Here is a 25,516-nt window from a genome sequence, read left to right as displayed (position 1 = left end):
CCCCGTGACCGCGCTCCCCGGCCCCGAGTCGCCCGGCCCCGCGCTGCCCGTTCCCGCGCCCGGCCGGTGGCGGCCCCTGCGCATCGGACTCGTCGATCTCTTCCACTACGACGTCGAGGAGTTCTGGTTCCGCGACGGCCGGCTGCTGTTGCGCGGCAACAACGGCACCGGCAAGTCGAAGGTGCTGGCCCTCACCCTGCCGTTCCTCCTGGACGGCGACCTCTCCGCCCGTCGCGTCGAACCCGACGGCGACCCCGGCAAGCGCATGGAGTGGAACCTCCTCCTGGGCGGCGCGCACCCGCACCCCGAACGGCTCGGCTACACCTGGATCGAGTTCGGACGACTCGACGGCAGCACGGGTGAGGCGCACTTCCGCACGCTGCTGTGCGGACTCAAGGCGGTCGCCGGGCGTGGCATCGCCCGCCACTGGTTCGCGGTCACCGGCCAGCGGGTCGGCGCCGGCCTCGGCCTGCTGGACGCGACCGGGACGGCACTGTCCCGGGACCGGCTCGCCGAGGCCATCGGCGCCCACGGCATGGTGTACGACACGGCGAAGGCCTACCGCAGGGCGGTCGACGAAGCCCTCTTCGGGCTGGGGGAGCGGCGCTACGGCGCCCTCGTCGACCTCCTGATCCAGCTGCGCCAGCCCCAGCTGTCCAAGCGCCCCAGCGAGGCCGCCCTGTCCCGGGCACTGACCGAGGCACTCCCGCCGATGGACCAGGCGGTCGTCGCCGACGCGGCGGAGGCCTTCCGGTCGCTGGACGAGGAGAAGGAGGAACTGCGGGCGGCCCGCGAGGCCGAACAGGCGTCCAGGGCGTTCCTCGACCACTACCGCCGCTACGCCCGCCTCGCCTCCCGGCGCCGCGCCCGCCTGCCCCGCCGCGAACACTCCCGGTACGAGAACCTGCAACGGGAACTCGCCAGGGCACAGGGGGACCGGGACCGGGCCTCGGCGGAACGCGAGCAGGCCGCGGCGAGGGGCACCGCCCTCGACGAGCGGGCCGCACGGCTGGCCGCCCAGGACGCCACGCTGCGGTCCCGGCCCGAGATGCGCGACGCCCGCGCGCTCGACCGGGCGGCGGACGACGCCTCCCGCACGGCGGCAGACCTGAAACGGGCCGAGGCGGACCGGCGTACGGCGGCCGAGGCACACACCCGGGCTCTGGGCCGGCTCGCCACCGCGGCCAACCGGCTGACAGCCGCCCGGGAGGCGTTGGACGGGATCCGGGACCGGGTGGCCGAGAGCGCCGTAGCCGCCCGGCTCGAGCTCCCCAGGACGGAGGGAGCCCCCGACCCGGTTCTGCGCCGGGAGGCGGACGAGGCGACCGCGAGCAGGCAGCGCGCCGTCGAGCACGTGGGGGATCTCGTCGCGCGGGCCGAGCAGGCCGAGGAGCGGCACCGCGCCGTTCGGCTGCGCGTCGACGAGGCCGACGAGGAGGTCGTGCACGGGGAGGAGCGACTGGCCGAGGCGGAGGAGGACGTGGCCCGGGAGGGGTGGGCGCTGGTCACGGCCGTGCGGGAGCGTCTTTCCGGATGTGTGGAGCTGCGGGTGCCCGGGCTGCCCGGGGTCCTGGACGCCGTACAGGACTGGTCGAGCTCTCTGGACGGCCCGATGCCCGCCCGTACGGCGGCGAGCGAGGCGCATCGCGCCGCCGCCTCCGGCCTGGCCGACCGGGCGGCCGGACTGGCCCACCGCGAGGCGGCGACGGCGGAGCGGCAGCGACTGGCGGTGGAGGAACTGACCGCCCTCGAATCAGGCGGGGAGCGCGGCCCCGCGGCTCCCCCCACCCGCACACCTGGCGTACGGGACCGGGACCCCGGCGCCCCGCTGTGGCGGCTCGTCGACTTCCACCCACACGTCACCGCGGCCGACCGTGCGGGACTGGAAGCCGCGCTGCAGGCGTCGGGGCTCCTCGACGCCTGGGTGCGGCCGGACGGCTCCGCGGTCGCGGCGGACGGACACGACGTACTGCTCGATCCGGTCGGGCTGCTCGGCGGACCCGGACTCGACCGTGCGCTGTGCCCGGCCGTCGACCCCGCGGACGCGGGGGCCGCCGCAGTGGGGGAGGAGACGGTCGCGCGCCTGCTCGCCTCCATCGGGCTGGCCGCGGGCGACAGCGACGGGTCCGGCGAGGCCTCCTGGGAGGCCGGCGGCTACGACACCTGGGTCTGCCGGGACGGGCGCTTCCGCGTCGGGGCGCTCACCGGGAGCTGGGCCAAGGACAGCGCCCAGTACGTGGGGGAAGGCGCGCGGGAGCAGGCACGCCGTGTCCGCACGCGGGAACTGCGCGCCGAGATCGACGGCCTGACGGCGGAGCGGGAACGACTGGCCGAGGAGTCCCGCGCCGTGGCCGGGCGCCGTGCCACGCTGGACGCCGAACTCGCCGCACTGCCCGGCGACGACGACCTGCGGCGCGCCCACGCACGCGTCACCGCCGCGGCCGAAGCGGTCCGTCGGGCCCGAGCCCGGCGGGACGAACGTGCCGCGGAACTGGCTCCGGCGGCGGAGCGGGCCGATCGTGCGGCGGCCGAACTCACCGACACCGCGGCGGCCCTGAACCTCCCCGCCGACCACACGGGACTCGGCGCCGTGCGCCAGGCGCTCGCCGACCACACCGCGCTCCTGGCGGCCCTGTGGCCGGCACTGCGCGAGCGCGCGGAGGCCGAGCGCGCGGTGGCCGGTGAGCGGGAGGAGACCGGCCGGGCCGAACTCCTCGTGTCCGGACTCGCGGAGCGCGCCACGGAGGCGGCGCGGTCGGCCGCGGCGGCGGACGAACACCTCACGACGCTCCGCTCCACCGTCGGAGCGGCCGTCGCCGAGCTGCAGAGGCAACTGGAGGAGACGGCCGAGGCGGCCCGGGCCTGCGAGCACGAGCAGCGGCAGGCCCGGGCGGACTACGGTGACGCCGACCGGCGGGCCAGCCGAGCCGAGGGACGCATCGAGCGGCTCACCGAGGACGTCACCGAGGCGACCGCCGCGCGGGAGGAAGCGGTCGCGGCGCTCCAGCGGTTCGCCGCGACGGGGCTGCTCGCCGTCGCGCTGCCCGACATCGACGTACCGGACGACGGCGGAGGGACATGGGCGGCGACCCCCGCCGTCGCCCTCGCGCGGGCGGTGGAGTCCCGGCTCTCCGCGATCGACGACACCGACGCGGCGTGGGAGCGCGTCCAGAAACGGCTGAGCGAGGAGTTCGGCAGGCTCCAGGACGCGCTGTCGCGGCACGGCCACACCGCCACCGCCCGCCCGAGCGAGGACGGCATGCGGGTCGACATCGTCTATCAGGGCCGGGAACGGGCCGTGCCCGAACTCGCGGAGGCGCTGGCCGTGGAGGTAGCGGAACTGACCCGCATCCTGTCCGCACGCGAGCGCGAGATCCTCCAGACCCATCTGATCACCGAGGTCGCCGGGACGCTCCAGGAGCTGATCGGGGCGGCCGAACGGCAGGTGGCTGCCATGAACAGGGAGCTGGAGGAGCGCCCGACCTCCACGGGCATGAAGCTGCGGCTGGTGTGGAGAGCGTCCCGCCGGGCTCCGCAGGGACTGGCTCAGGCCCGCGAACGGCTGCGTCAGTCCGCCGACGCGTGGTCCCCCGAGGACCGGGCCGCAGTCGGTGCGTTCCTCCAGGAGCAGATCGCCCACCGGCAGGCCGACGACAGCGCCGGCAGCTGGCTGGAGGACCTCACCGCAGCCCTCGACTACCGGTCCTGGCACGAGTTCGGCGTCGAACGCCACCAGCACGGCAAGTGGGTCCCTGCCACCGGTCCCGCCTCGGGCGGGGAGCGGGTGCTGGCCGCGTCCGTACCCCTGTTCGCCGCCGCGTCCTCGCACTACGCGAGCGCGGGCGGCGCGCACGCCCCGCGCCTGGTCACCCTGGACGAGGCGTTCGCCGGCGTCGACGACGACTCCCGCGCCAAGTGCCTCGGACTGCTGCGCGCTTTCGACCTCGACGTCGTCATGACCAGTGAGCGCGAATGGGCCTGCTACCCCCAGGTGCCGGGTATCGCCATCGCCCAGCTCTCCCGCGTCGACGACATCGACGCCGTACTGGTGACACGGTGGGAATGGGACGGCAGCGAACGGCGGCGCGGCACGGAGCCCGGTGACGGGGCGGACGCGTTCGCGGCGGCCACCGGTGCCGGAGACTCCGGCGAGCGGCCCGACGGCCCTGTGAGTCCATCCCGTGGGACAGGGCGGACCGCCGTGGTCGACAGTGCCGGCGGGCAGGGGGCCCCGTGGACGTGAACCATGCGACGGCCCCGCCCGACCGCGACGGCGGCCGGACGGCACCCGGACGCACGACACCGCCGGACGTGACCACGGACGAGGTGCCGAGGGGGCCCGCACCGGCGGAAGCCCGGGCCGACGTCGACCCCGAGCGCCTCGGACGCCTGCTCGGCGATCCCGGCCTCACCTGGTTCGTGGACCGCGTGCGGCAACGGATGGCACGCGGCCGGCCGCTCACCGGCACCGTCACCCTGTCCGACCCCGACGAGTCCCAACGCCGTGCCGCCGAACGCCTCCTGGGACGGGCACCACGAGCCCGCGGCTCCCTCGGCATCCGCCTCGACATCGTGGACGAGATCCTGCGTCGCTCCGGTGTCAGCCCCGGCGGCCTGGCGGCGGCCGTCGTCGCCCTCGCCGGCCCGGTCGTACTCCACGCCGAGACGCGGAACAGAGAGGAGCGGGCCTGGGAGGAGGCGTACGCCCCGCTCGGTACCCTCGACGCGGAGCTGGCCCCCTGGGCCGAACGGATCCGCGGTGACGGTCTCGTACGACGCCTCGCCCGCACACCGGAGGCGGCGGCCCCCTTGGTGGAGGCCGCCGTGCGCGCGTTGCGTGCACTGCCCGCGTCACCCCCGACGTCGCGGGCGACGTTCGCGGCACGGGACCTCTCGGGCGCCCATGCCCTGGACGAGGGGACGCCGCTCGCCACTCTCGTCCTGTCCGGCATCCGGTGCCTCACCGGCTTCCCCGACGGATCCGGGGCGCAGTGGCGGCGGGAGGCGTGGGCCTCGGCGGGCCTGCTCAAGGACGACCTGTCATCGACCGTCCTCACCCTCAACCTGCGCGGTACCCCGGCCCTCGACTGGATGGCCGACGCGGGGGAGCCGGCGGTGCTGACCCTCCGCTCCCTCACCGGCCGCGCACCGGTTGCCTCCGTTGCCCCGACGGGAACCGTCCACATCTGCGAGAACCCCGCGGTACTGTCCGCTGCCGCCGACACCCTCGGCCGGGCGTGCCCGCCCATGGTGTGCCTTCAGGGGCAACCGTCCGCCGCCGCGCTCACGTTGCTGCGCGACCAGTCCTCGCGCGGAGCCCGCCTTCTCCATCACGGCGATTTCGACTGGGGCGGGGTGCGCATCGCCACAGCACTGGGGCGAAGCGTCCCTTGGCTGCCGTGGCGCTACACGGCGGCGGATTACCGAGCAGCGGTGACCGCGGTGACCGAAGCCCCGGATTTGACGGGCCCGCCCGCTGCGACCCCCTGGGACCCGGCCCTGGCCGTCGCTCTCGCCGAGTGCGGTGTCCGGGTCGAGGAGGAAACGGTACTGAACGACCTGCTCACGGACCTCGGCACGCAGTCCCGCTGAGGCGCGTCCCCCGGCCGCGGCGGGCGCGGAATCCTGCGCGTACCGACTGACACACCCTCGTCACGCGCGTCCTCGTGCACCACCTCGCCCGGTACGGGACGCCGGCCTGCCGGACGACTCCGAAAGGTGACTGCGCCGTATCGTCGAGTGAGGCACCTGTCTCCGCAGGGTGACGAGAGACGACCGCCGGGTGACCGGCTCTGTGAGGACGCGCACAGGGCTCACGTCACACGGGGCCGGGGTTAGTAGACGCCCGGCGGCCGCTCGCCCGCGTGGTCGCCGACCGTCCGGGCACGTCACGCGGCCGGTCTGCGAAGCGGCGTAGTAGGTCACACACTTGTCGCGGCGCCGGAGCGTTCCGCAGTGTGTTCGACGTACCGGGGAGCCGAGCGCCGGGACCGGACGGGAAGAGCCCGTTCGTGATCCAGACACCGGCCCTGATGACGCGAAGCCGCGTCCAACGCGGACACCGCGTCGCCGACCCCCCGTCGGCCTCCCCATCACGTTCCCGAATGGAGAGGTACACCCGTGCACGCCATCATGAGCCGTCCCAACTTCCGCAAGTCCGCCGTGGCCTCCCTCGCCGCCGCGGGCGCCGCCGCCGTCACCCTCACCCTCGCCCCGAGCCCGGCACACGCCGCCGAGCCGGCCAAGGCATCCACCGCGCAGACCCAGGCCCAGACCGACGAGATCAAGGCCATCGTCAAGGCCGGCGAGAAGAAGCACGGCGACGACCTCGACGGCTGGATCCGCACCGCCCTGGACGTCATGGACGCCAAGAACATCCCGGGCACCTACGAAGGCCTGCACCGCAACATCATGCGTGAGTCGTCCGGCAACCCGAACGCGCAGAACAACTGGGACGTCAACGCCCAGAACGGCATCCCCTCGAAGGGCCTGCTCCAGACGATCCAGCCCACCTTCGACGCCTACCACGTCAAGGGCACGAAGGACTCCATCACCGACCCGGTCGCCAACATCGTCGCCGCCTGCAACTACGCGGCCGACAAGTACGGCTCCATGGACAACGTCGACTCCGCCTACTGACCGGCGGACCCACCGACCGCCTGAGCCCCCGGGACAACCGGTCCCGCGCGGAGGCCGGCGGGGCCCAGGCAGCACGGCGGGGCCGGAGGCACGACACGTCCCTCCGGCCCCGCCTGCGTCGCACCCCGTGCGTCCCAGAAAAGTCGCAGAGGTGCCACCACGCCCCCTACGGCCGTACGGAGCTGCCCGACGATTGAGCGGGCCGTCGGCAGGCTCCGAGGGACCCTGGCCCGGCCCCGCATGCAGCTCAGTCGAACAGCCGTGCCGACGCGGTCTCGCCCGGCAAGATCCGCCAGGCGGGCACCCGCACCGTCCGGCTCACCGAACAGGGGCTGGAGATGGGCTCGCGGAGGGTGTGTGAGTGTGACCGTAAGGCAGTGAGCCGACCACACGGCCCCGCTTGTCCTCGTCCATGAGTCGTTCAGGCCGACGCCCTGCCCGTGACCCGTCACGTGTGTAGTGCCGGGCATTCCGTCCCTCAGCCCCTGAGCCCGTTCTGCGACCTGCCGCGATGAGCAGCTGCGGGGCGGCGAGGCCGGCGAGCACGGTCAGCCCTTCATGGAGGTAGCGGTAGGCCGTCGGGGCGGAGATCCGGTTGTCGCGGGCGAGTTGAGTCAGCCGGGCACCGTCCAGGAACCAGCGCAGGATCAACACGCCCTGCTTGAACGGCCCTGGGGCGCGGGTGCCCTCTCGGGTCCCGAGACGCTCACGATGTTCGAGCAGCAGCGTCGCGAGTGCCTCAGCAGTGGCCCGGCTGACATCGAGCACGCCGGTGTAGGTGATACTGGCCAACGCGTGAAGCCTCTCGGTACCCGGAACCTGTTCTTTCGCAGACCTCCTACCAGGGGCTTCTCGCGTATCTGATGCCGGGTCAAGCCCGTCTGATGTCCCTGGTCGGGAAGATCTCGGGTCTGTCGGACGGGCAGCATACTCTGAGCGCCGTCCGCACTATCTGGGAGAGTCATGACAAGCAGGTTCACCGAGTTGGCCGTTGACTGCCGTGATCCGGAGAAGCTCGCGGCGTTCTGGTGCGAGGTCCTGGACTTCAAGGTGATCGACCGGAGCGAGGGCAAGGTCGAGATCGGCTCCTGGGTGCCGACCGTCGAGGATGTTCGGGCCCGCCAGATGCCGCCCACCCTGCTGTTCATCCAGGTGCCCGAGGGCAAGACCGTGAAGAACCGGCTTCACCTCGACGTCAGCCCGATCGACGGCAGCACCGAGGACGAGGTGACCAGATTGCTCCGCCTCGGCGCCACCAAGACGGATGTGGGCCAGGGCTCGGACCGGAACTGGGTGGTCATGGCAGACCCCGAGGGCAACGAGTTCTGTGTCCTGCGCACCCTGGCACCGCAGAGCTAGACCGCGAGCGGGCACCCGCACCCCGTCACACTCCGCAACTATCACGTTGCCGAGAAGACCTCAGTAGGGACTTCGGTGGCTAGGTTGTTGCCGAGCCGTCCGAGGTGGCGCCGCAGCGCGAATACAGCTCATGCAGCATCTCTCGCTCACCCGCGGTGTCCGTCGCTCCCCGAGCGTGGCGACGGCCTCCTCAAGGACCGCCTGCCTCACGGGCCGACTTCCGGACCCATGGCTCGCACGTACGAGTGCCGTCCGATCCGAAGCCGTCGAGGGCGGTGGACGCACGGCCGGGCGGCCGGTGCGGTGGACCCCGCCGGCCGCGCACCGATCCTGTCGTCCCGCCTTCCCGGGCTATCGTCGGTTGATTCCGGGCAGACGAACGTCGGCATCATCGAGCATCAGCAGGGTGCGCGCCCGGGTCCGTTCCTTCATATAGAGCCAGGAGGCCTCCACCAGACCCCTGTCGAGGAGGAGCTGATCCAGCACCTCGAAGTAGACGGCACCGCCGACGTGCTCCGTGGAGTGGTCCACGATGCGCTCCACGAAGTCCCAGCACCGGGTGAGCAGCCGCGTGTCCGGGTTGTCGCTCCTCAGCTGCGGCAGCAGCACCGGCGTGGTGAAGCATCCGGCCAGCAGTTCGTACAGCATCACGGCCGCGTCCTCGGTCAGGACGGCCGCTTCCGCGGGGCGGCGGAACATCTCGGCGATGGAGTCGGCGGATTCGGGGACCATGCGCAACAGCAGCGGGGGGATCTCCTTGACCGGGATTTCCTCGACCGGATCCCCGGCGCGGGTGTCGCTCATGTCTACCTCAGCAGGTGTGTCGGTCGTGCCATGGGCATGGGCTCGGAGCCCTTCGTGCGAGATGTCCCGGACCTCGTGGGGGAGACGGGCGACAGAACGGGCGTGGACCCCCACCTCTTCGGTGTCATTCCTGCCCGTTCCTTCATTTGCTGGAGTGGATCCGGGCCATGGCCTGGTCGAACATCATCCGCCGGCGGGCAGGGCCCACGCCATGGTCCGCGGCCACCGCACGATCTTCGTTTGTCCCCACACCAACCGATGATCACGCGGTGGCCGTACCCGTTCCCAGCCGGGTCCGCGACAAGATCGCGAAGTCAGAGTGGAGTGTTAGGCCGTGTCCGCAAAGTCCCGTCTGCTGCCCGACGCCCGGCACGCTCCCCCAAGCTCTTCGAGCAGAGGGCCCACTCGCCGCATCGGACGTCGCTCGGCCCCCTTCACGGTCAGCCTCCGTGCACGGTGAGCCGGTAGCCCTCGGGTCCGGTGAAGGAGAACGTCGGCCCGAAAGGGCTGTCCTGGAGGGGGGTGACGTCCTGCGTGCCGGCGGCGAGGAGCTGCTCGCGCAGCGCCGGGGCATCAGAGGTGCGCAGCCACAGAGCCACGCCCAGGCCAGGACGGGCGACGGTGTCCAGGTCAACGCCGGGCAGCAGCTCCCGGACGGCGAACGGGATCGGGGTCGTGGCGAAGACGACCGCGTGCGCCGGCCCGGGGGCCCGGCGCAGTCCGAGTTTCTCCTCGAAGAACGCGGCCGCAGCCGGTACGTCCCTGACCTGCAGGGCGATGAAGTCGAGGCCTTCGACGGTGGCGGTCATGATCTCTCCCAGGGTTGGTCAGCGGAGCTGTGAAGTCAAAACTTTGACATAGGGGACAGTAGGCATCCGCCACCGCTATGTCAAAATGCTGACATGGAAGACCAGGTACCTGTTCCCCCGCCGCATCCGGCCAAGGACGTCACCGAACACGTGGGATACCGGCTCAAGAAGGCCTCCGCCGCTCTGCGCGGCGCCATGGACAAGGCCCTGCGCGAGCACGACCTCACCGTCCCGCAGTACTCCTGCCTCGAACTCCTCGACGAACAACCCGGCCTGTCCAACGCTGACCTCGCCCGCGGCACCTTCGTCACCCGGCAGTCGGCCAACGTCGTCCTGCGCGGCCTCAAGGACGCAGGCCTGATCACCCAAGCCACCAGCACCGACCACGGCCGCGCCCTGCCCATCCACCTGACCGAGACCGGCCGACAGCGCCTGCACGCCGCCCGCAGCGCCGTCTACGCCATCGAGGAACGCATGATCGACAGCATCCCCGCGCACCGGCTGACGGCGCTCCTGGCCGACCTCGACGCCATGACCGAAGCCTTCGACACATGACCACCGGCGCCTTCCCGCGGCCGGGAAGGGGCCGGGCAGCCGGCCCGAAGTCCGTGGCGGTGCGGTCGATGTCGCGGGCGGCGTTGAGAGCGGAACGGGCGAGAAAGCCGGCGACGGTCATATGGCATACGGCGGCTGTCCGGACGAGGAGTCGGTACTCGGCATCGTTGAAGTTGAGGTGTCGTGTCGGCCGTAGTCAGGGCTGGTCGACCTCGATGCGCAGGATGCGGTCGTCGCCTGGGCGCGGGTCGGTGCCGCCCCAGGTGGCGAGGTCGGTGTTGGAGGTGACGATCCACAGCGCTCCGTCGGGCGCGACCTCGACGGTGCGGATACGGCCGTAGTCACCTCTATGGTGGGTGATGGGCTCCGCGGTGGCGACGGTGGCGTCGACGGGCAGTTGCCAGAGCCGCTGGCCGCCGAGGGCGCCGATCCACAGTGACCCCTCGGCGTAGGCGACCCCGGACGGACTGGCGTCGTCGGGGTGGATGACCGCGATGGGTTCCTCGCCGGCCGATCCCCGGGTGCCCTCGGACTCGGGCCATCCGTAGTCGGCGCCCGCGCGGAGCACGTTCACCTCGTCCCAGGTGCGGTGCCCGAGTTCTGAGGCGTAGGCGGTGCGGTCGGGGCCGAAGGCGATGCCCTGGACGTTTCGGTGCCCGCTGGAGTAGATCGGTGAGTCCCCCGGATTGTCGCGCGGGACGGAGCCGTCGGTGGCGATGCGCAGGATCTTGCCGTTGAGGGATTCGTCGTCCGCCGCGTTCTCGGGTTCGAAGGCGTCGCCGGTGCCGATCCACAGGTGGCCGTCGGGTCCGACGACGATGCGGCCGCCGTGGTGACGGTCGGCGGTCCGGATGCCGTCGAGCAGGACCCGGTTGAGGGTGAGGGAGCGGAAGTCTTCTGCGATCGTGAGTGCGACGATCCGGTTCTCCCTGGCGCCGGAGACCGAGGCGTAGACCGTGCGGTCGTCGGCGAAGTCGGGTGAGGCGACGATACCGAGCAGTCCTCCCTCGGAGGTGGCGCGCACGTCGGGGACGACCCCGACCGTCCGCGCCCTTCCGCCGTCGGCAGGGATGCGCCGGATCTTGCCGGTGATCCGTTCGGAGACGAGTGCCGAACCGTCCGGCAGGAAGGTCAGCCCCCACGGTGCGTCGAGACCGGTGGTCACCTCGGTGGGCTCGCCGAGCGTCGCCACGGCGTCCCTGCCGCCGGGCGGCGCGGACGCGGTCGCCGGCAGCGACGCCCTGGACCGTGGCTCCTCGGGCGATCCGGAACAACCGCTCAGTACGAGGCCCAAGGACAGGACCCCGCTCGACAGCCCCAGGGCCGTTCGCCTCAACCTGCCGTGCGAACCCGCGCCCTGCCTGCGCGACACATCGTTCATCGCTTCATCTCCCGTGTCCCGGCGGATCCAGGCCGCCGTACGAAGACCTCGTGTGTCAGGTCGCCGAGCGCTGCGGCTGGGCGGTCCGTGATTCCCGGAATCACAGGTGCCCCGCCCCCGACAGGGAGGGAACGGCCGCCGGGGCCTCCTCCCGGTGGATCGGACCCGTGCCCCCGGACAGCCGGGCACCGCGGCCGCCATGGCGGAGGAGGAGGATTTCGGCGCAGACGGCCAGGGCGGTCTCCGCTGGATCGGCACCACCCAGGTCGAGCCCGGCGGGGGAACTGAGCCTGGTCAGTTCGTCGTGGCGCACCCCCGCGGCCTGCAGCGATGCCCCGCGTCGCTCGGTGCTCCGGCGGGAGCCCAGGGCGCCGACGTAGGCCAGGTCCATCCGCAGCGCCGCCTGAAGCAGGGGCACGTCGAACTTGGGATCGTGGGTGAGCGACACGACCACGGTCCGGCCGTCGATCCGCCCTGCCGCCGACTCGGCGGCGAGGTGGCGGTGGGGCCAGTCCACGACGACCTCGGCCGCGTCCGGAAAACGCTCGGGGGTGGTGAACACCGGCCGCGCGTCGCACGCCGTGACCCGGAAGCCGAGCAGTACGCCTTGGCGGGCGAGGGCCGCGGCGAACTCGTTGGATCCATAGATCAGCATGCGCGGCGGCGGCACGAGGGAGTTGACGAATATCCGCGGGCCGGGACTGGAGTCCTCGTCGGCCGAGTCTCTGCGCAACACACCGGAGCGCCCCTGCTCGAGCAGGCGTCCGACGGTACCCACGGTGTCACCGTCGAAGGCGGGATCGCCCGTGCTGCCGCTCGTGCCACCGTCCCAGCACACGAGGTGCTTTCCAGCGCGTACCGGCCCGTCGGCCTCGACGATCGTGGCCAGAGCGACGGCCACCTCGTCCCGTATGTGCCGGACAAGGGTGCCCAGTTCGGGGAAGGAGTGCCGGTCGACGCGCTCGATGAAGACTTCGATGGTTCCGCCGCACGTCAGACCGACCGCTCCGGCGTCGTCGTCGCTCACCGCGTAGCGTTCGAGCACGGGGATGCCGTCCTGCATGACCTGCTGCGCCAGGTCGTACACGGCGCCTTCGACGCAGCCGCCCGACACGCTGCCGGTGACGGTTCCGTTTGGGGCGCAGACCATGACGGCTCCGGGCCGACGGGGGGCCGAGCCGTACGTCGAGACCACCGTGGCGACCGCGCAGGGTGTGCCGGCTTCCCAGAAACGGTGGACCTGCTCCCACACGCCGGTCATTCCGCTTCCCCGTCCCCGATGATCCTGTCCTGGGTGAGGGGAAGATCGCGGATGCGGCGCCCGGTGGCATGGTAGACGGCGTTGCCGATGGCTGCCGTCATCCCGGTCATCGGCGTCTCCCCGAACCCCCGCGCTCCGAACGCTTCCTCGAAGACCGGGTCGGGCTTGTCCACGAAGCCGATGTGGATCTCGGGAACATCGGCGTTGACGGGTACCAGGTAGCCCGACAGGTTGGGGTTGACGATCCGCCCCAGGTGGTGGTCGACCAGGGTGTGCTCGGTCAGGGTGAAGCCGACGGCCCAGACCGCCCCGCCGATCGCCTGGCTGCGCAGTGTCCTGCGGTTGAGGATGCGGCCGGCGTCGAACACCCCGTGCATGCGGGTGACGCGGACCTGTCCGAGCCCGGGGTCGACCCGTACTTCCGCGAAAACGGCCCCCGTGGAGTAACCGGGGGGAGTGGCGACGGGGCTGGTGGTCGCCTCCACCGGCCGGCCGTGCCGGGTGACGACCGCACGGACGGTGTCGCGGCGCCTGGGCCGTTCGGTGTCGTACAGGACACCGCTCTCGACCGTGATCCGGTCGGCCGGGACGCGGTGGAGGGGAGAGCGTGTGTCCGCGACAGCGATGTCGATCACGGTCCGGCGCGCGGTGGTGCATGCGCGATTGACCGCGGCCCCCACGCCGGGGACGGTGGCCGACGCGGCGGAGACGAACGCGTACGGGAAATCGGTGTCGCCGAGTTCGAAGTCCACGTCGTCGAACTCGACTCCCAGGCTGTCCGCGGCCACTTGCGACATCACCGTGTACGTACCGGTGCCGATGTCGTGGGTGGCGACCTGGACCGCTGCTCTCCCGTCGGCGGAGATCACGACACGCGCGCCCGCTCCCGGCCTTCCGCCGGCCGTGTGCGCCGCGGACGCCATGCCCCAGCCGACCAGGGTGTCCCCGTCACGCATCGACCCGGGCCGCGGATCGCGCTTGCTCCAGCCGAATCCGTCCGCTCCGCGGCGGTAGCACTCCCGCAGGTGCTTACTGCCGAAGGCGGCTCCGTTGTCAGGATTGACAGAGGTGTGATTGCGCAGTCGAAGCTCGATGGGGTCCATGCCCAGTTCGTAGCTCAGCTCGTCGAGAGCCGTCTCCAGACCGTGGGAGGCCACGACCTCCGGTGACCTCATGTTGCTCGGAGCGGGCAGGTGCAGCTTCACGGCCCTGTGGGCCACGTGGACGTGGGGACAGGCGTACAGCATGCGCGTGGGTTCGCTGGTGTTGAACAGCAGGTCCTCGGTACGGCTGACCTGGGATGTGGTGACGTGGTCGATCGCGGTGAGCGTGCCGTCGCGCTTGGCTCCGATCCTGAACCGCTGGTGGGACTCGGGGCGGTGACCGTTGGAGGTGTACGCCTGGGCGCGGGAGAGCACCAGCTTGACCGGACGCTTCAGACGGCGGGAGACGGCGGCGGTGAACAGGGTGTGCGGCCACACCGGGCCCTTCGCGCCGAAGCCTCCGCCCAGGAACGGGGACAGCACACGGACGTTCTCCACAGGCAGGTCACCGAGCGCTTCGGAGAGGCTGAGACGGGTGGCGCCGATGCCCTGCGCGGTTTCGTACACCGTCAGCAGGTCGCCGTCCCAGACGGCCGTGGTCGCAGACGGCTCCAGGGCGTTGTGGTGGTGCATGGGGGTGGTGTAGCCGACGTCGATGCGGACGTCCGCCTGCGCCAGCCCCGCCTCGACGTCGCCGCGGATGACCTCGTTGGGACCTTCCAGGCCCGGCGGGGGTACGTACGCCTCGTCCATGGCGTCGGCGAGGCTGGCCCGGGGCGTGCGGGTGTCGTAGGAGACGCTGACGAGCGACGCCGCGTGCTGAGCCTGCTCCAGAGTGTCTGCCACCACATAGGCCACGGGCTGGCCGCTGTGGTGGATGTCCGCGTTCTGCAGGGGGACGGTGCGCTTCCAGTAGGCCGCGAGCTGCGAGGTGGGAACGGTCAGGCGGGGCATGTTCTCGTGGGTGAAGACGGCGACCACACCGGGCGAACGCTCGGCGTCCTGGGTGCTGATGCGGGTGACTCGTCCGTTGGCGACGGTGCTGAGGACGAGGTGGCCGTACAGGGCTCCGCGGACCTGGACGTCCGCGGTGTAGGTGGCCGCACCCGTGACCTTGGCGCGTCCGTCGGTCCTGGCCACGGGGCTTCCGACGATCGGACTCATGCGCGACCTCCGAGGTCCTCGAGGATGTCGGTGAGGGCGCGTTGCACCAACTCGACCTTGAACGCGTTGTGTTCACGCGGCTGAGCGTGTTCGACCAGGGCCTTGCCGGCTGCCGTGATGGTGGCTCGGGTCAGCGGGCGGCCGCTCAGGGCCGCCTCGGCGCCCCTTGAGCGCCACGGCCTGGTGGCGATGCCGCCGAAGGCGAGCCGCACGTCGGTGACGACCCCTCCCCTTCGGGTCAGGGCAGCCGCCACGGAGACTACGGCGAACTCGAACGAGGCCCGGTCGCGCAACTTCAGGTAGCGCGAGCCTGCCGCCGGTCCGCCTTCGGGGATGTCGACACCGGTGATGAGTTCGCCGTGCCGCAGCGCCGTCTCCCTGTCGGGGGCCGTACCGGGCAGGCGGTAGAAGTCCTCGACGGGGATGGACCGGCGCCCGTCCGGTCCGAGGGTGAGTACCGTCGCGTCGAGAGCGGTCAGCGCGACGGCCAGATCGGACGGATGGACGGCGATGCAGTGATCACTGCCTCCGTGGATCGCGTGCCAGCGGTTCTGCCCTTCGATGGCCGGGCATCCGCTGCCGGGTTCACGTTTGTTGCAGGGGCTGCCGATGTCCCGGTAGTACCAGCACCGGGTCCGCTGCATGAGGTTCCCGCCGATCGTGGCCCTGTTGCGGACCTGCGGGGAGGCGGAGGCCAGCAGTGCTTCGGACAGGACCGGGAACTGTTCGCGGACCACCGGGTGGTCCGCGACATCACTCATCCGGGCCGTGGCACCGATGTGCAGTCGGCCTCGCCTCATGCCGACGTCCGCCAGCGCCAGCGTGCTCACGTCCACGACGAGGTCGGGAGCGAGGACGCCGTCCTTCATCAGATTCGTCAGCTCGGTCCCGCCCCCGATGAACGCGCCACCGGGGTGGCCCGCAACCAGGCGCACGGCGTCGGCCGCACGCGCCGAACGCGCGTAGTCGAAGAGTTTCACCGCTTGTTCCCCTTCGCGGCGTCGCGTACCGCTTCGACGATGTTCGGATAGCAGCCGCACCGGCACAGGTTGCCGCTCATCCACTCCCGGATCTCGGCGTCGGACCCGGCATGGCCCTCCTCGATGCAGGCGACGGCGGACATGATCTGCCCCGATGTGCAGAACCCGCACTGGAAGGCATCCCGCTGGATGAACGCCGCCTGCACGGGGTGCAGTTCGTCGCCGCGGGCCAAGCCTTCGACCGTGGTGATCTCACGGCCGTCCTCCATGACGGCAAGCGTCATGCAGGACTTGATCCGCCGGCCCTCGACCAGAACGGTGCAGGCGCCGCACTCACCGCGGTCGCAGCCCTTCTTCGGGCCCGTCACACCCAGGCGCTCACGCAGGGTGTCCAACAAGGTGACGCGGGATTCCACCGTGACACGCCGCTCCCTGCCGTTGACGCGAAGGGTCACTTCGGCCGTCGGAACCGGGGACGACAGCGCGCCTTCCGCACCGGCGGCGGTCGAAGAACCAAACGCGAGCGGCGCTACGCCGCCCGCCGTGGCCACGGCGGCGCCGACGGCGCCGGCCTTGAGCACACTCCGGCGACTGTGCTCATCACCTGAAAGGTCGTCAGGATCGGACATGGTGTGTCTCTCCTCGCGGGGATGATTACGGCAGGATCTGCGTTCCTCGGCACGGCAAGGCATCAGCGCGTCGCGTGGGGGTACAACCGGTCGCCATGTGACCGAGAAAGGTGCTGCTCGGCGGCCGGCCTTCCGGCCGGGCAGGGTTCACCCCCTCCACAAGATATGGACGCCGCATCCACTTGAGACGATACACAGAAATGTACAAGCGGTCCACAAGAGAGAAACTTCGACGTGGCCGATCGCGGCTTCGAACTCACCGCGCACGAAGGGGGGTTGAAGGAGTCACCCTCGGACAGTCACCTTCGCGGGGTGACGCGCACCGCCGTCTCCGCCGTCTCGGGACGAGCGCCGCCTCCACGTGGCAGCGCATCCAAGCCGCCCCACCCCGCCGACCACGGAGATGCGGCACCGCGTCGAACTCGTCGCGCACTGCGACAGACACGGCAAGGCCCACCCCGTCGACGGGGTGCCGCTTCCGCCGCTCCGGCGACCAGGTTTCAGTCCTTACGTCGTCGAGGCGCCATCCAGGACGTTGTTCACGAGGGCGATGGCGTAGTCCTCGTTCAGGGGTGCGTCGGGGATGAGCAGACGGTTGTAGCAGGCGCCCCACAGCTGGTCCACGAGGATGCCGAGATCGATGTCACCGCGGAGCTGCCCGCGGTCGCGGGCCCTCTCGAACACGGTGAGCGCCAGGGCCCGGCGTGGTGCGGAGTAGTGCTGGGAGAACGCCGCGGACAGCTCCGGGTCGGTCTGCGCCACCCCGATCAGCCCCGCGATGGCCGTCCCCGTGTCGGCGTGCGTGATCAGCCGGACGAAAGCGCGGAGCTGGGAGGTCAGGTCGGCCCTGATGTCGCCGGTGTCCGGGAACTCCAGCTGGTGCTCGCTGTGCGCGAAGAACGCCTCTGCCGCGAGCGCTCCGGCGGACGGCCACCATTTGTACAGGGTCATCTTGCTGGACCCGGCCGCCTTGGCGACCCGGTCGAAGGTGACGGCCTTGATCCCCTCGTTCAGCAGCAGGGCGGCGGCTGCCCGCAGCACCCCCGCCCGCACTTCGGCCGCCGGTCGTCGCCCACGTCCACGACGAGGTGGGGATGCACTCAACGGCTCGTCCGTCATGGGGTCACTCCTTCCGCTGTGCCAGCGGTGCTCAGCTTAGTGGACGGGGTGTCTTTATTCGGCTACCGTTATATGTACAGGAAGTCCACATAACTAGGAGTCCTCATGTCCGCAACTCAGACCTCTTCACGCGTCGCCGTCGTGACCGGCGGCTCGGGGGGTATCGGCAGAGCCGTCGTCGAACGCCTGGCGAAGGACAAGGTCTCCGTGGTCGTGCACTACAGCTCGAACGAGGCGAAGGCGCGGGAGGCTGCGGAGGCTGTCGCCGCCCTGGGTGGTCGAGCCACAGTCTTCGGAGGTGACGTCGCCGACCCGGAGGCGATGGCGGCACTGTTCGACCACGCCACCGACATCTTCGGCGGTGTCGACGTCGTCGCGCACACGGCCGGCATCATGCCGCTCGCCCCGATCACGCAGATGGACCTGGACACCTTCGACCGCATCCAGCGGACGAACGTCCGCGGCACGTTCGTCGTCAACCAGCTCGCCGCCCGACAGGTCCGCTCCGGTGGGGCGATCATCAACTTCTCCACTTCCGTGACGCGGCTGCAGATGCCGAACTACGGCCCCTACGCGGCGTCCAAGGGTGCCGTCGAGGCAATGACCCTGATCCTCGCCCGGGAACTGCGCGGCCGTGACATCACTGTCAACGCCGTCGCGCCGGGACCCACTGCCACACCCCTGTTCTTCGAGGGCAAGAGCGAGCAGGTCGTTCAGCACATCGCGAGTCTCAACCCGATGGAGCGTCTGGGCACGCCCGCGGACATCGCCGAGGTCACGGCGTTCGTCGCGGGTCCGGGGCGCTGGGTGAACGGCCAGGTGCTGTACGCCAACGGCGGGGCCGCGTGATGTCCGTCGTCCTCATCACCGGTTCCAGTACCGGTATCGGCCGCCTGACCTCACTCACCCTCGCCCGGCAGGGTCACCGTGTCTACGCCGGCATGCGTTCCCTCACCAGCGAGGACGGCGCGGCCACTGCTGCTGAGATGGCGAGGATCGCGGCCGCCGAGAACCTCGACCTCGTGGCGGTGCCACTCGACGTGTCCTCCCAGGAATCGGCCGACGCCGCGGTGCGTACCGTGGTCGACCGTGCGGGCCACCTCGATGTCGTCGTCAACAACGCCGGTCATCTCTGCGTCGGCTACGCCGAGGCGTTCACCGACGACGACCTGACCCACCTCCTCGACATCAACGCGGTCGGCGCCCACCGCGTCAACCGCGCCGCCTTGCCCCACCTGCGTGAACAGGGCTCCGGCACGCTGCTGTACGTGGGCAGCACCATCATCGTCTCCACGCCGCCGTTCCTCGGTCCCTATGCGGCCTCCAAGGCAGCCTTCGACACGCTGGCCGTGGCGACCTCCTACGAGGTGGCCCCGTTCGGCATCGAGACCAGCATCGTCATGCCCGGTGCCATCACGCGGGGAACCTCTCATTTCCCCCGTGCGAGCCGCGCATCCGACGCCACGGTCGCATCCGCCTATTCCGCCCTCGACCCGATGGTCGCCCGCAACGAGGACGCCACGGCAAGTCTGGTCCGGCCCGGCCTTGACCCGGATCCTCAACGTGTCGCCGACGAGATCGCGCGGGTGCTCGCCCTGCCCCGCGGGCACAAACCCTTCCGTACCGTCGTCGACTTCACCGAAGCCGGTGTCGACCACGTCATGGCCTTCTCCGACCTCGTCCGGGAGAGCTTCGTCCACCGCATGGGATTCGGCGACCTGCTGCGACTGCGCGAGTAGACCCCCGGACGCGGTCTCCCGGGTGGTGTGGTGCCTTGGCCGCGGCGGCCCGGCGGGCCGCCGCGTGCGCGGCCGGTCCCGCACCTTCCTGGACATCACACGACAGGCCGAGGCGCTCTCGGTCTCGTGTCCGGCCGCCGGCTCACAGCGGGTGGTGCGGGTGCGGATTCACGGTCGTCACCGGGGAGGTCCGGGTGTCGGCCGGGCGGAGCATCTGGCCGGCGGCCAGTTCGCGGTAGGTGGGACTGCTGGTGAAAAGTTCCTCGTGACGTCCGCAGACGACGGCTCTGCCCTCGTCCATCACGACGATCCGGTCCGCGTGCTGGGCCGTGGACAGCCGGTGCGCGATCACCAGGACGGCGCACTCCTGCGCCACGTCCCGTATCGCGGCGGTGAGCGCGGCTTCGTTGACGGCGTCCAGGTGGGACGTCGGCTCGTCGAGCAGCAGGAAGACGGCGCCAGGACTTCAGGCGGGCGAAGCTTCGCCGTGGTGACCCAGTCGTCTGCACCGATGTAGGCCATGTCCGCGAGGACCGGGAGGTTTCGGTGCCCGAGGTCGCGGCCGCACACGCCGACGCCTTGGACGCGCAGATGCCCCCTCGGCTGCGGCGCGCGGCAGGGCTTGATCAAGTTTCCTGAGCGTCGGGGTTGTCGGTGGTACCCAGGAGTGGGAGGGCTCGTTCGGGCTGGTCTCGGGTTGCGCGGGTGGTTTTGGTGACGTTGGCGGCTCCGAGGGTTTTGAGCAGGCCGATGGCGAGGTTGCGAAGCTTGCGTCCGCAGGGAGCGGGACGGGCTCTGGGCGTGACAGGGGCAGGGAGCCGACACCTGCCCTGAACTGTGCTTTTCTATGACTCGCTCAGGCCGACGTCCTGCCGGTGACCCATTACGTGGAGTGCCGGGCAATCCGTCCTTCAGCCCCTGAGGCCGACATCTCTCGGCCTCTCGGCCTCGGCCCAAAAGTCCCTGAGAAGTCCCACAGGCGAAGCAGAACCCCTCCTGGCTTACATACACGCAGGTCAGGAGGGGTTTAGTGGCGTTGTTTCTGAAGGCTCTCAGATGTCCCGGAAGATCTCGATCTGCGCCCCGATCGAGTTCAGCCGCTCGGCCAGGTCCTCGTAACCCCGGTTGATGACGTACACGTTGCGCAGCACCGACGTGCCCTCCGCCGCCATCATCGCCAGCAGGACCACCACGGCGGGGCGCAGGGCCGGCGGGCACATCATCTCGGCGGCGCGCCAGCGGGTGGGGCCCTCGACCAGGACGCGGTGGGGGTCGAGGAGCTGGAGTCGGCCGCCGAGGCGGTTCAGGTCGGTGAGGTAGATGGCGCGGTTGTCGTAGACCCAGTCGTGGATGAGGGTCTGGCCCTGCGCGGAGGCCGCGATCGCCGCGAAGAAGGGGACGTTGTCGATGTTCAGGCCCGGGAAGGGCATCGGGTGGATCTTGTCGATCGGCGCCTCCAGCTTCGACGGCCGGACGGTCAGGTCCACCAGGCGGGTGCGACCGTTGTCCGCGAAGTACTCCGGGGTGCGGTCGTGGTCGAGGCCCATCTCCTCCAGGACCGCCAGCTCGATCTCCAGGAACTCGATGGGGACGCGGCGGACCGTCAGCTCCGACTCGGTGACCACGGCGGCGGCGAGCAGGCTCATCGCCTCGACCGGGTCCTCGGAGGGGGAGTAGTCCACGTCGGCGTCGATGACCGGCAGGCCGTGCACGGTGAGGGTGGTGGTGCCGATGCCCTCGACCCGTACGCCCAGAGCCTCCAGGAAGAAGCAGAGGTCCTGGACCATGTAGTTGGAGGAGGCGTTGCGGATGACGGTGACGCCGTCGTGGCGGGCGGCGGCGAGGAGCGCGTTCTCGGTGACCGTGTCGCCCCGCTCGGTCAGCACGATCGGGCGGTCCGGGCGCACCTGGCGGTCGACCACCGCGTGGTAGTGGCCCTCGGTCGCGGCGACGTCCAGGCCGAACCGGCGCAGCGCGATCATGTGCGGCTCGATGGTCCGGGTGCCGAGGTCGCAGCCGCCGGCGTAGGGCAGCCGGAAGTGGTCCATGCGGTGCAGCAGCGGGCCGAGGAACATGATGATCGAGCGGGTGCGGACGGCCGCCTCGGCGTCGATGGCCTCCATGTCCAGCTCGGCCGGCGGCACCAGTTCCAGGTCGGTGCCGTCGTTGATCCAGCGGGTGCGTACGCCGATGGAGTTCAGCACCTCCAGGAGGCGGTAGACCTCCTCGATGCGGGCGACCCGGCGGAGCACCGTGCGCCCCTTGTTGAGCAGCGAGGCGCACAGCAGGGCCACGCAGGCGTTCTTGCTGGTCTTGACGTCGATGGCGCCGGAGAGGCGCCGGCCGCCGACCACACGCAGGTGCATCGGGCCCGAGTAGCCGAGAGAGACGATTTCGCTGTCCAGCGCTTCGCCGATGCGGGCGATCATCTCAAGGCTGATGTTCTGGTTGCCGCGCTCGATGCGGTTGACGGCGCTCTGACTGGTGCCGAGCGCCTCCGCAAGCTGCGACTGTGTCCAGCCACGGTGCTGCCGGGCGTCACGGATGAGCTTGCCGATGCGTACGAGGTAGTCGTCTGCCATGAGGTTGAGGCTATCTCAGATATGAGATGGCGCCTCTCGGGGGGTCCGCTCGGGTGACGTGCCGTCAACGCCGCTTCAATGATGCCTGGTCGAGCGGGTGCGCCGCCATCCGAAAGGTCCGGGCATATCCCACGATGTCGTACGGCGTCCCGTGCTGCTACGGGTGTGGCGTGGGCCTTTCCCGCCGCCGGTCGTGACGGACCAGGAATGTTTGTTGATGTTCAGGCGTACTCCGGGGAGGATCCGGAAGCTCTTGCGGAACGTGAGGGGCATCGCGCCTCCTTCCGAGTCGTGCCGGGTGGTGCCGGTGCGAGTCGGATACCCCCGTTCGGCGTAGTGATGGCCGCACGGGTCACTCGGGGTGGGGTGCACGCCACACCGCGCCCGGGCATGACCAGGCCGCCCCCATGTACTAGAGTTATCTCGACATCGAGATATCTGCCGAGGCGCACCGCAGCCGCCACCCTGGTAAGGGTTACCTAACTTAGCCTTACCTTAGCGGATCGGCCAGGGCGGCGTGGCGGCAGGATGCGGTGGTACGCGCACATAAATGAAGGAGACTGTCGTGTCGGCGAACAGCTTCGACGCCCGCAGCACACTGCAGGTGGGCGACGAGTCGTACGAGATCTTCCGGCTGGACAAGGTCGAGGGCTCCGCGCGCCTTCCCTACAGCCTGAAGGTGCTGCTGGAGAACCTGCTCCGCACCGAGGACGGCGCGAACATCACCGCCGACCACATCCGCGCCCTCGGCGGCTGGGACTCGCAGGCCCAGCCGTCGCAGGAGATCCAGTTCACGCCGGCCCGCGTGATCATGCAGGACTTCACCGGCGTGCCCTGCGTGGTCGACCTCGCCACCATGCGTGAGGCCGTCAAGGCGCTGGGCGGCGACCCGAACAAGATCAACCCGCTCTCCCCGGCCGAGATGGTCATCGACCACTCCGTCATCGCCGACAAGTTCGGCACCCCCGACGCCTTCAAGCAGAACGTCGACCTGGAGTACGGCCGCAACCGCGAGCGCTACCAGTTCCTGCGCTGGGGCCAGACCGCCTTCGACGACTTCAAGGTCGTCCCGCCGGGCACCGGCATCGTCCACCAGGTGAACATCGAGCACCTGGCCCGCGTCGTCATGACCCGTGACGGCAAGGCCTACCCCGACACCCTGGTCGGCACCGACTCGCACACCACCATGGTCAACGGCCTCGGCGTCCTCGGCTGGGGCGTCGGCGGCATCGAGGCCGAGGCCGCGATGCTCGGCCAGCCGGTCTCCATGCTGATCCCGCGCGTCGTCGGCTTCAAGCTGACCGGCGAGCTCACCCCCGGCACCACCGCCACCGACCTGGTGCTCACCATCACCGAGATGCTGCGCAAGCACGGTGTCGTCGGCAAGTTCGTCGAGTTCTACGGCGAGGGTGTGGCGGCCACGAGCCTCGCCAACCGCGCCACCATCGGCAACATGTCGCCGGAGTTCGGCTCCACCGCCGCGATCTTCCCGATCGACGACGAGACGCTGAACTACATGCGCCTGACCGGCCGCAGCGACCAGCAGGTCGCCCTCGTCGAGGCGTACGCCAAGCAGCAGGGCCTCTGGCTGGACCCGAAGGCCGAGCCGGACTTCTCCGAGAAGCTGGAGCTCGACCTGGCGACGGTCGTGCCATCCATCGCCGGCCCGAAGCGCCCGCAGGACCGCATCGTCCTCGCCAACGCCGCCGAGCAGTTCAAGCAGGACGTGCGCAACTACGTCGACAGCGTGGACGAGGCGGGCCAGGAGTCCTTCCCGGCCTCCGACGCCCCCGCCGTCTCCAACGGCGTGCCGTCCAACCCGGTCCCGGTCACCGCCCCCGACGGCACGACCTACGAGCTGGACCACGGTGCGGTGACGGTCGCGGCCATCACCTCCTGCACCAACACCTCCAACCCGTACGTCATGGTCGCCGCCGCCCTGGTGGCCAAGAAGGCGGTCGAGAAGGGCCTGACCCGCAAGCCGTGGGTCAAGACCACCCTCGCCCCGGGCTCCAAGGTCGTCACCGACTACTTCGAGAAGGCGGGCCTGACCCCGTACCTCGACAAGGTCGGCTTCAACCTCGTCGGCTACGGCTGCACCACCTGCATCGGCAACTCCGGCCCGCTGCCGGACGAGGTCTCCAAGGCCGTCAACGACCACGACCTCGCCGTCACCTCGGTCCTCTCCGGCAACCGGAACTTCGAGGGCCGGATCAACCCCGACGTCAAGATGAACTACCTGGCGTCGCCGCCGCTGGTCGTCGCCTACGCCCTCGCGGGCTCCATGAAGGTGGACATCACCAAGGAGGCCCTGGGCACCGACCAGGACGGCAACCCGGTCTTCCTGAAGGACATCTGGCCCTCCGAGGCCGAGGTCAACGACGTCGTCGCCAACGCCATCGGCGAGGACATGTTCTCCAAGTCCTACAGCGACGTCTTCGCGGGCGACGCCCAGTGGCAGGCGCTGCCGATCCCGACCGGCGACACCTTCGAGTGGGACGCCGAGTCCACCTACGTCCGCAAGCCCCCGTACTTCGAGGGCATGGGCATGGAGCCGGCCCCGGTCGAGGACATCACCGGCGCCCGCGTGCTCGCCAAGCTGGGCGACTCGGTCACCACCGACCACATCTCCCCGGCCGGTGCCATCAAGGCCGACACCCCGGCCGGCAAGTACCTCACGGAGCACGGCGTCGAGCGCCGCGACTTCAACAGCTACGGCTCGCGCCGCGGCAACCACGAGATCATGATCCGCGGTACGTTCGCCAACATCCGCCTGCGCAACCAGATCGCGCCGGGCACCGAGGGCGGCTACACCCGCGACTTCACCCAGGACGGCGGTCCGGTGTCGTTCATCTACGACGCCTCCCGCAACTACATCGAGCAGAACATTCCGCTCGTCGTCCTGGCCGGCAAGGAGTACGGCTCCGGCTCGTCCCGCGACTGGGCCGCCAAGGGCACCGCGCTCCTCGGCGTCAAGGCCGTCATCGCCGAGTCGTACGAGCGCATCCACCGCTCGAACCTCATCGGCATGGGCGTCCTGCCGCTGCAGTTCCCGGAGGGCCGCAACGCCGAGTCCCTCGGTCTGACGGGCGAGGAGTCCTTCTCCGTCACCGGCGTGACCGAGCTGAACGACGGCACGACCCCGCGCACGGTGAAGGTCACCACCGACACCGGTGTCGAGTTCGACGCGGTCGTCCGCATCGACACCCCCGGTGAGGCGGACTACTACCGCAACGGCGGCATCCTGCAGTACGTGCTGCGCAGCCTGATCACCAAGTAGGCGGTACGGCACAGCGGTTCAGGGCCGCATCCCCGGCGACGGGGGTGCGGCCCCGCGCGCGTTCCGGCGCGGGGCGAGTTGCGTGACCACCGGTGCCTCGGGGCAGGGTGGCATCCGTCACCTGTGGGGAACGGGACGGCACACGGGAGTGGCGGGTCCTGGCCGCAAGCCC

General features: G+C 70.6%; 18 protein-coding genes and 2 pseudogenes. 8 read left to right on the top strand and 12 right to left on the bottom strand.

All coding sequences use genetic code 11. The annotated features are described in order from the left end of the window. Positions 1–4 precede the first annotated feature (4 nt). From ACP4IX_RS16670 to ACP4IX_RS16660, 3 genes are all read left to right on the top strand, one after another. A complete protein-coding gene (locus ACP4IX_RS16670; RefSeq protein ID WP_426555957.1) occupies positions 5–4,243 on the top strand; it encodes a TIGR02680 family protein in 4,239 nt (1,412 codons plus the stop codon). After that, positions 4,234–5,592, top strand: coding sequence for a TIGR02679 family protein (locus ACP4IX_RS16665; protein ID WP_426555956.1), 1,359 nt, complete (start codon positions 4,234–4,236; stop codon positions 5,590–5,592). Before ACP4IX_RS16670 ends, ACP4IX_RS16665 begins: the two co-directional genes overlap by 10 nt. Positions 5,593–6,120: 528 nt before the next feature. Next, the gene (locus ACP4IX_RS16660) at positions 6,121–6,639 is read left to right on the top strand and encodes a transglycosylase SLT domain-containing protein (RefSeq protein WP_426526029.1); all 519 of its coding nucleotides are present in this window, start codon (positions 6,121–6,123) and stop codon (positions 6,637–6,639) included. Positions 6,640–7,122: 483 nt separating this feature from the next. Here ACP4IX_RS16660 and ACP4IX_RS16655 read toward each other — a convergent pair. Continuing rightward, positions 7,123–7,431: pseudogene (locus tag ACP4IX_RS16655) on the bottom strand (IS5/IS1182 family transposase); the annotation flags it as partial. Between the two features lie 171 nt (positions 7,432–7,602). Between ACP4IX_RS16655 and ACP4IX_RS16650 the strand changes: the two are divergent. Then, positions 7,603–7,998 carry a VOC family protein gene (locus ACP4IX_RS16650; protein WP_426526031.1) on the top strand — a complete coding sequence of 132 codons (396 nt, stop codon included), beginning with the start codon at positions 7,603–7,605 and terminating at the stop codon, positions 7,996–7,998. Between the two features lie 351 nt (positions 7,999–8,349). On the opposite strand, the gene ACP4IX_RS16645 is transcribed toward ACP4IX_RS16650, so the two are convergent. Next, positions 8,350–8,802, bottom strand: a complete 453-nt coding sequence (locus ACP4IX_RS16645; RefSeq protein WP_426555955.1) for a hypothetical protein — start codon at positions 8,800–8,802, stop codon at positions 8,350–8,352. 440 nt (positions 8,803–9,242) lie between these two features. Then, positions 9,243–9,611, bottom strand: a complete 369-nt coding sequence (locus ACP4IX_RS16640) for a VOC family protein (protein WP_426526035.1) — start codon at positions 9,609–9,611, stop codon at positions 9,243–9,245. Between the two features lie 93 nt (positions 9,612–9,704). Between ACP4IX_RS16640 and ACP4IX_RS16635 the strand changes: the two genes are divergently transcribed. Then, positions 9,705–10,166 carry a MarR family winged helix-turn-helix transcriptional regulator gene (locus ACP4IX_RS16635; RefSeq protein WP_426526037.1) on the top strand — a complete coding sequence of 154 codons (462 nt, stop codon included), beginning with the start codon at positions 9,705–9,707 and terminating at the stop codon, positions 10,164–10,166. A 196-nt stretch (positions 10,167–10,362) separates the two neighbouring features. On the opposite strand, the gene ACP4IX_RS16630 is transcribed toward ACP4IX_RS16635, so the two are convergent. The 6 genes from ACP4IX_RS16630 to ACP4IX_RS16605 form a co-directional block, all read right to left on the bottom strand. Continuing rightward, positions 10,363–11,547 (bottom strand): PQQ-dependent sugar dehydrogenase, encoded by a 1,185-nt coding sequence (locus ACP4IX_RS16630; protein WP_426555954.1) that lies wholly within the window; start codon positions 11,545–11,547, stop codon positions 10,363–10,365. Between the two features lie 100 nt (positions 11,548–11,647). After that, entirely contained in the window at positions 11,648–12,808 is a 1,161-nt protein-coding gene (locus ACP4IX_RS16625; RefSeq protein ID WP_381944830.1) for an XdhC family protein, read from the bottom strand. Beyond that, on the bottom strand, positions 12,805–15,015 hold the full coding sequence (locus ACP4IX_RS16620; protein ID WP_381944832.1) for a xanthine dehydrogenase family protein molybdopterin-binding subunit: 2,211 nt from the start codon (positions 15,013–15,015) through the stop codon (positions 12,805–12,807). The genes ACP4IX_RS16625 and ACP4IX_RS16620 overlap by 4 nt, the downstream gene beginning before the upstream one ends. Next, entirely contained in the window at positions 15,012–15,995 is a 984-nt protein-coding gene (locus tag ACP4IX_RS16615) for an FAD binding domain-containing protein (RefSeq protein WP_426526045.1), read from the bottom strand. The genes ACP4IX_RS16620 and ACP4IX_RS16615 overlap by 4 nt, the downstream gene beginning before the upstream one ends. Next, positions 15,992–16,624 carry a (2Fe-2S)-binding protein gene (locus ACP4IX_RS16610; protein ID WP_426555953.1) on the bottom strand — a complete coding sequence of 211 codons (633 nt, stop codon included), beginning with the start codon at positions 16,622–16,624 and terminating at the stop codon, positions 15,992–15,994. The genes ACP4IX_RS16615 and ACP4IX_RS16610 overlap by 4 nt, the downstream gene beginning before the upstream one ends. A 507-nt stretch (positions 16,625–17,131) precedes the next feature. Further along, positions 17,132–17,665 carry a TetR-like C-terminal domain-containing protein gene (locus ACP4IX_RS16605; protein ID WP_426555952.1) on the bottom strand — a complete coding sequence of 178 codons (534 nt, stop codon included), beginning with the start codon at positions 17,663–17,665 and terminating at the stop codon, positions 17,132–17,134. Positions 17,666–17,848: 183 nt separating this feature from the next. Between ACP4IX_RS16605 and ACP4IX_RS16600 the strand changes: the two genes are divergently transcribed. Both ACP4IX_RS16600 and ACP4IX_RS16595 read left to right on the top strand, forming a co-directional pair. Continuing rightward, positions 17,849–18,592 carry an SDR family oxidoreductase gene (locus tag ACP4IX_RS16600; protein ID WP_426526051.1) on the top strand — a complete coding sequence of 248 codons (744 nt, stop codon included), beginning with the start codon at positions 17,849–17,851 and terminating at the stop codon, positions 18,590–18,592. Further along, entirely contained in the window at positions 18,592–19,482 is an 891-nt protein-coding gene (locus ACP4IX_RS16595) for an SDR family oxidoreductase (protein ID WP_426526053.1), read from the top strand. The genes ACP4IX_RS16600 and ACP4IX_RS16595 overlap by 1 nt, the downstream gene beginning before the upstream one ends. A 142-nt stretch (positions 19,483–19,624) precedes the next feature. Here ACP4IX_RS16595 and ACP4IX_RS16590 read toward each other — a convergent pair. The 3 genes and pseudogenes from ACP4IX_RS16590 to ACP4IX_RS16580 all read right to left on the bottom strand — a co-directional run. Next, positions 19,625–19,930, bottom strand: a pseudogene (locus ACP4IX_RS16590) (ABC transporter ATP-binding protein); the annotation flags it as partial. Positions 19,931–20,534: 604 nt separating this feature from the next. Then, positions 20,535–22,064, bottom strand: coding sequence for a helix-turn-helix domain-containing protein (locus ACP4IX_RS16585; protein WP_426526607.1), 1,530 nt, complete (start codon positions 22,062–22,064; stop codon positions 20,535–20,537). A 75-nt stretch (positions 22,065–22,139) separates the two neighbouring features. Further along, complete coding sequence (locus ACP4IX_RS16580; RefSeq protein WP_426555951.1) at positions 22,140–22,337, bottom strand: DUF4236 domain-containing protein; 198 nt, start codon at positions 22,335–22,337, stop codon at positions 22,140–22,142. A 292-nt stretch (positions 22,338–22,629) separates the two neighbouring features. Between ACP4IX_RS16580 and acnA the strand changes: the two genes are divergently transcribed. Next, positions 22,630–25,344, top strand: coding sequence for an aconitate hydratase AcnA (gene acnA, locus ACP4IX_RS16575; RefSeq protein WP_426555967.1), 2,715 nt, complete (start codon positions 22,630–22,632; stop codon positions 25,342–25,344). The last annotated feature ends 172 nt before the right edge of the window (positions 25,345–25,516 follow it).

Source organism: Streptomyces sp. WG5, from assembly GCF_049974565.1.
GTDB lineage: Bacteria > Actinomycetota > Actinomycetes > Streptomycetales > Streptomycetaceae > Streptomyces.
This window is presented reverse-complemented; position numbering and strand designations above follow the sequence as displayed.

Bases quoted from the DNA above. Each gene is read 5' to 3' on its own strand.
- ACP4IX_RS16650 (WP_426526031.1), top strand. From the start codon at position 7,603: ATGACAAGCAGGTTCACCGAGTTGGCCGTTGACTGCCGTGATCCGGAG.
- ACP4IX_RS16645 (WP_426555955.1), bottom strand. From the start codon at position 8,802: ATGAGCGACACCCGCGCCGGGGATCCGGTCGAGGAAATCCCGGTCAAG.
- ACP4IX_RS16640 (WP_426526035.1), bottom strand. From the start codon at position 9,611: ATGACCGCCACCGTCGAAGGCCTCGACTTCATCGCCCTGCAGGTCAGG.
- ACP4IX_RS16635 (WP_426526037.1), top strand. From the start codon at position 9,705: ATGGAAGACCAGGTACCTGTTCCCCCGCCGCATCCGGCCAAGGACGTC.
- ACP4IX_RS16630 (WP_426555954.1), bottom strand. From the start codon at position 11,547: ATGAACGATGTGTCGCGCAGGCAGGGCGCGGGTTCGCACGGCAGGTTG.
- ACP4IX_RS16625 (WP_381944830.1), bottom strand. From the start codon at position 12,808: ATGACCGGCGTGTGGGAGCAGGTCCACCGTTTCTGGGAAGCCGGCACA.
- ACP4IX_RS16620 (WP_381944832.1), bottom strand. From the start codon at position 15,015: ATGAGTCCGATCGTCGGAAGCCCCGTGGCCAGGACCGACGGACGCGCC.
- ACP4IX_RS16610 (WP_426555953.1), bottom strand. From the start codon at position 16,624: ATGTCCGATCCTGACGACCTTTCAGGTGATGAGCACAGTCGCCGGAGT.
- ACP4IX_RS16600 (WP_426526051.1), top strand. From the start codon at position 17,849: ATGTCCGCAACTCAGACCTCTTCACGCGTCGCCGTCGTGACCGGCGGC.
- ACP4IX_RS16595 (WP_426526053.1), top strand. From the start codon at position 18,592: ATGTCCGTCGTCCTCATCACCGGTTCCAGTACCGGTATCGGCCGCCTG.
- ACP4IX_RS16585 (WP_426526607.1), bottom strand. From the start codon at position 22,064: ATGGCAGACGACTACCTCGTACGCATCGGCAAGCTCATCCGTGACGCC.
- ACP4IX_RS16580 (WP_426555951.1), bottom strand. From the start codon at position 22,337: ATGCCCCTCACGTTCCGCAAGAGCTTCCGGATCCTCCCCGGAGTACGC.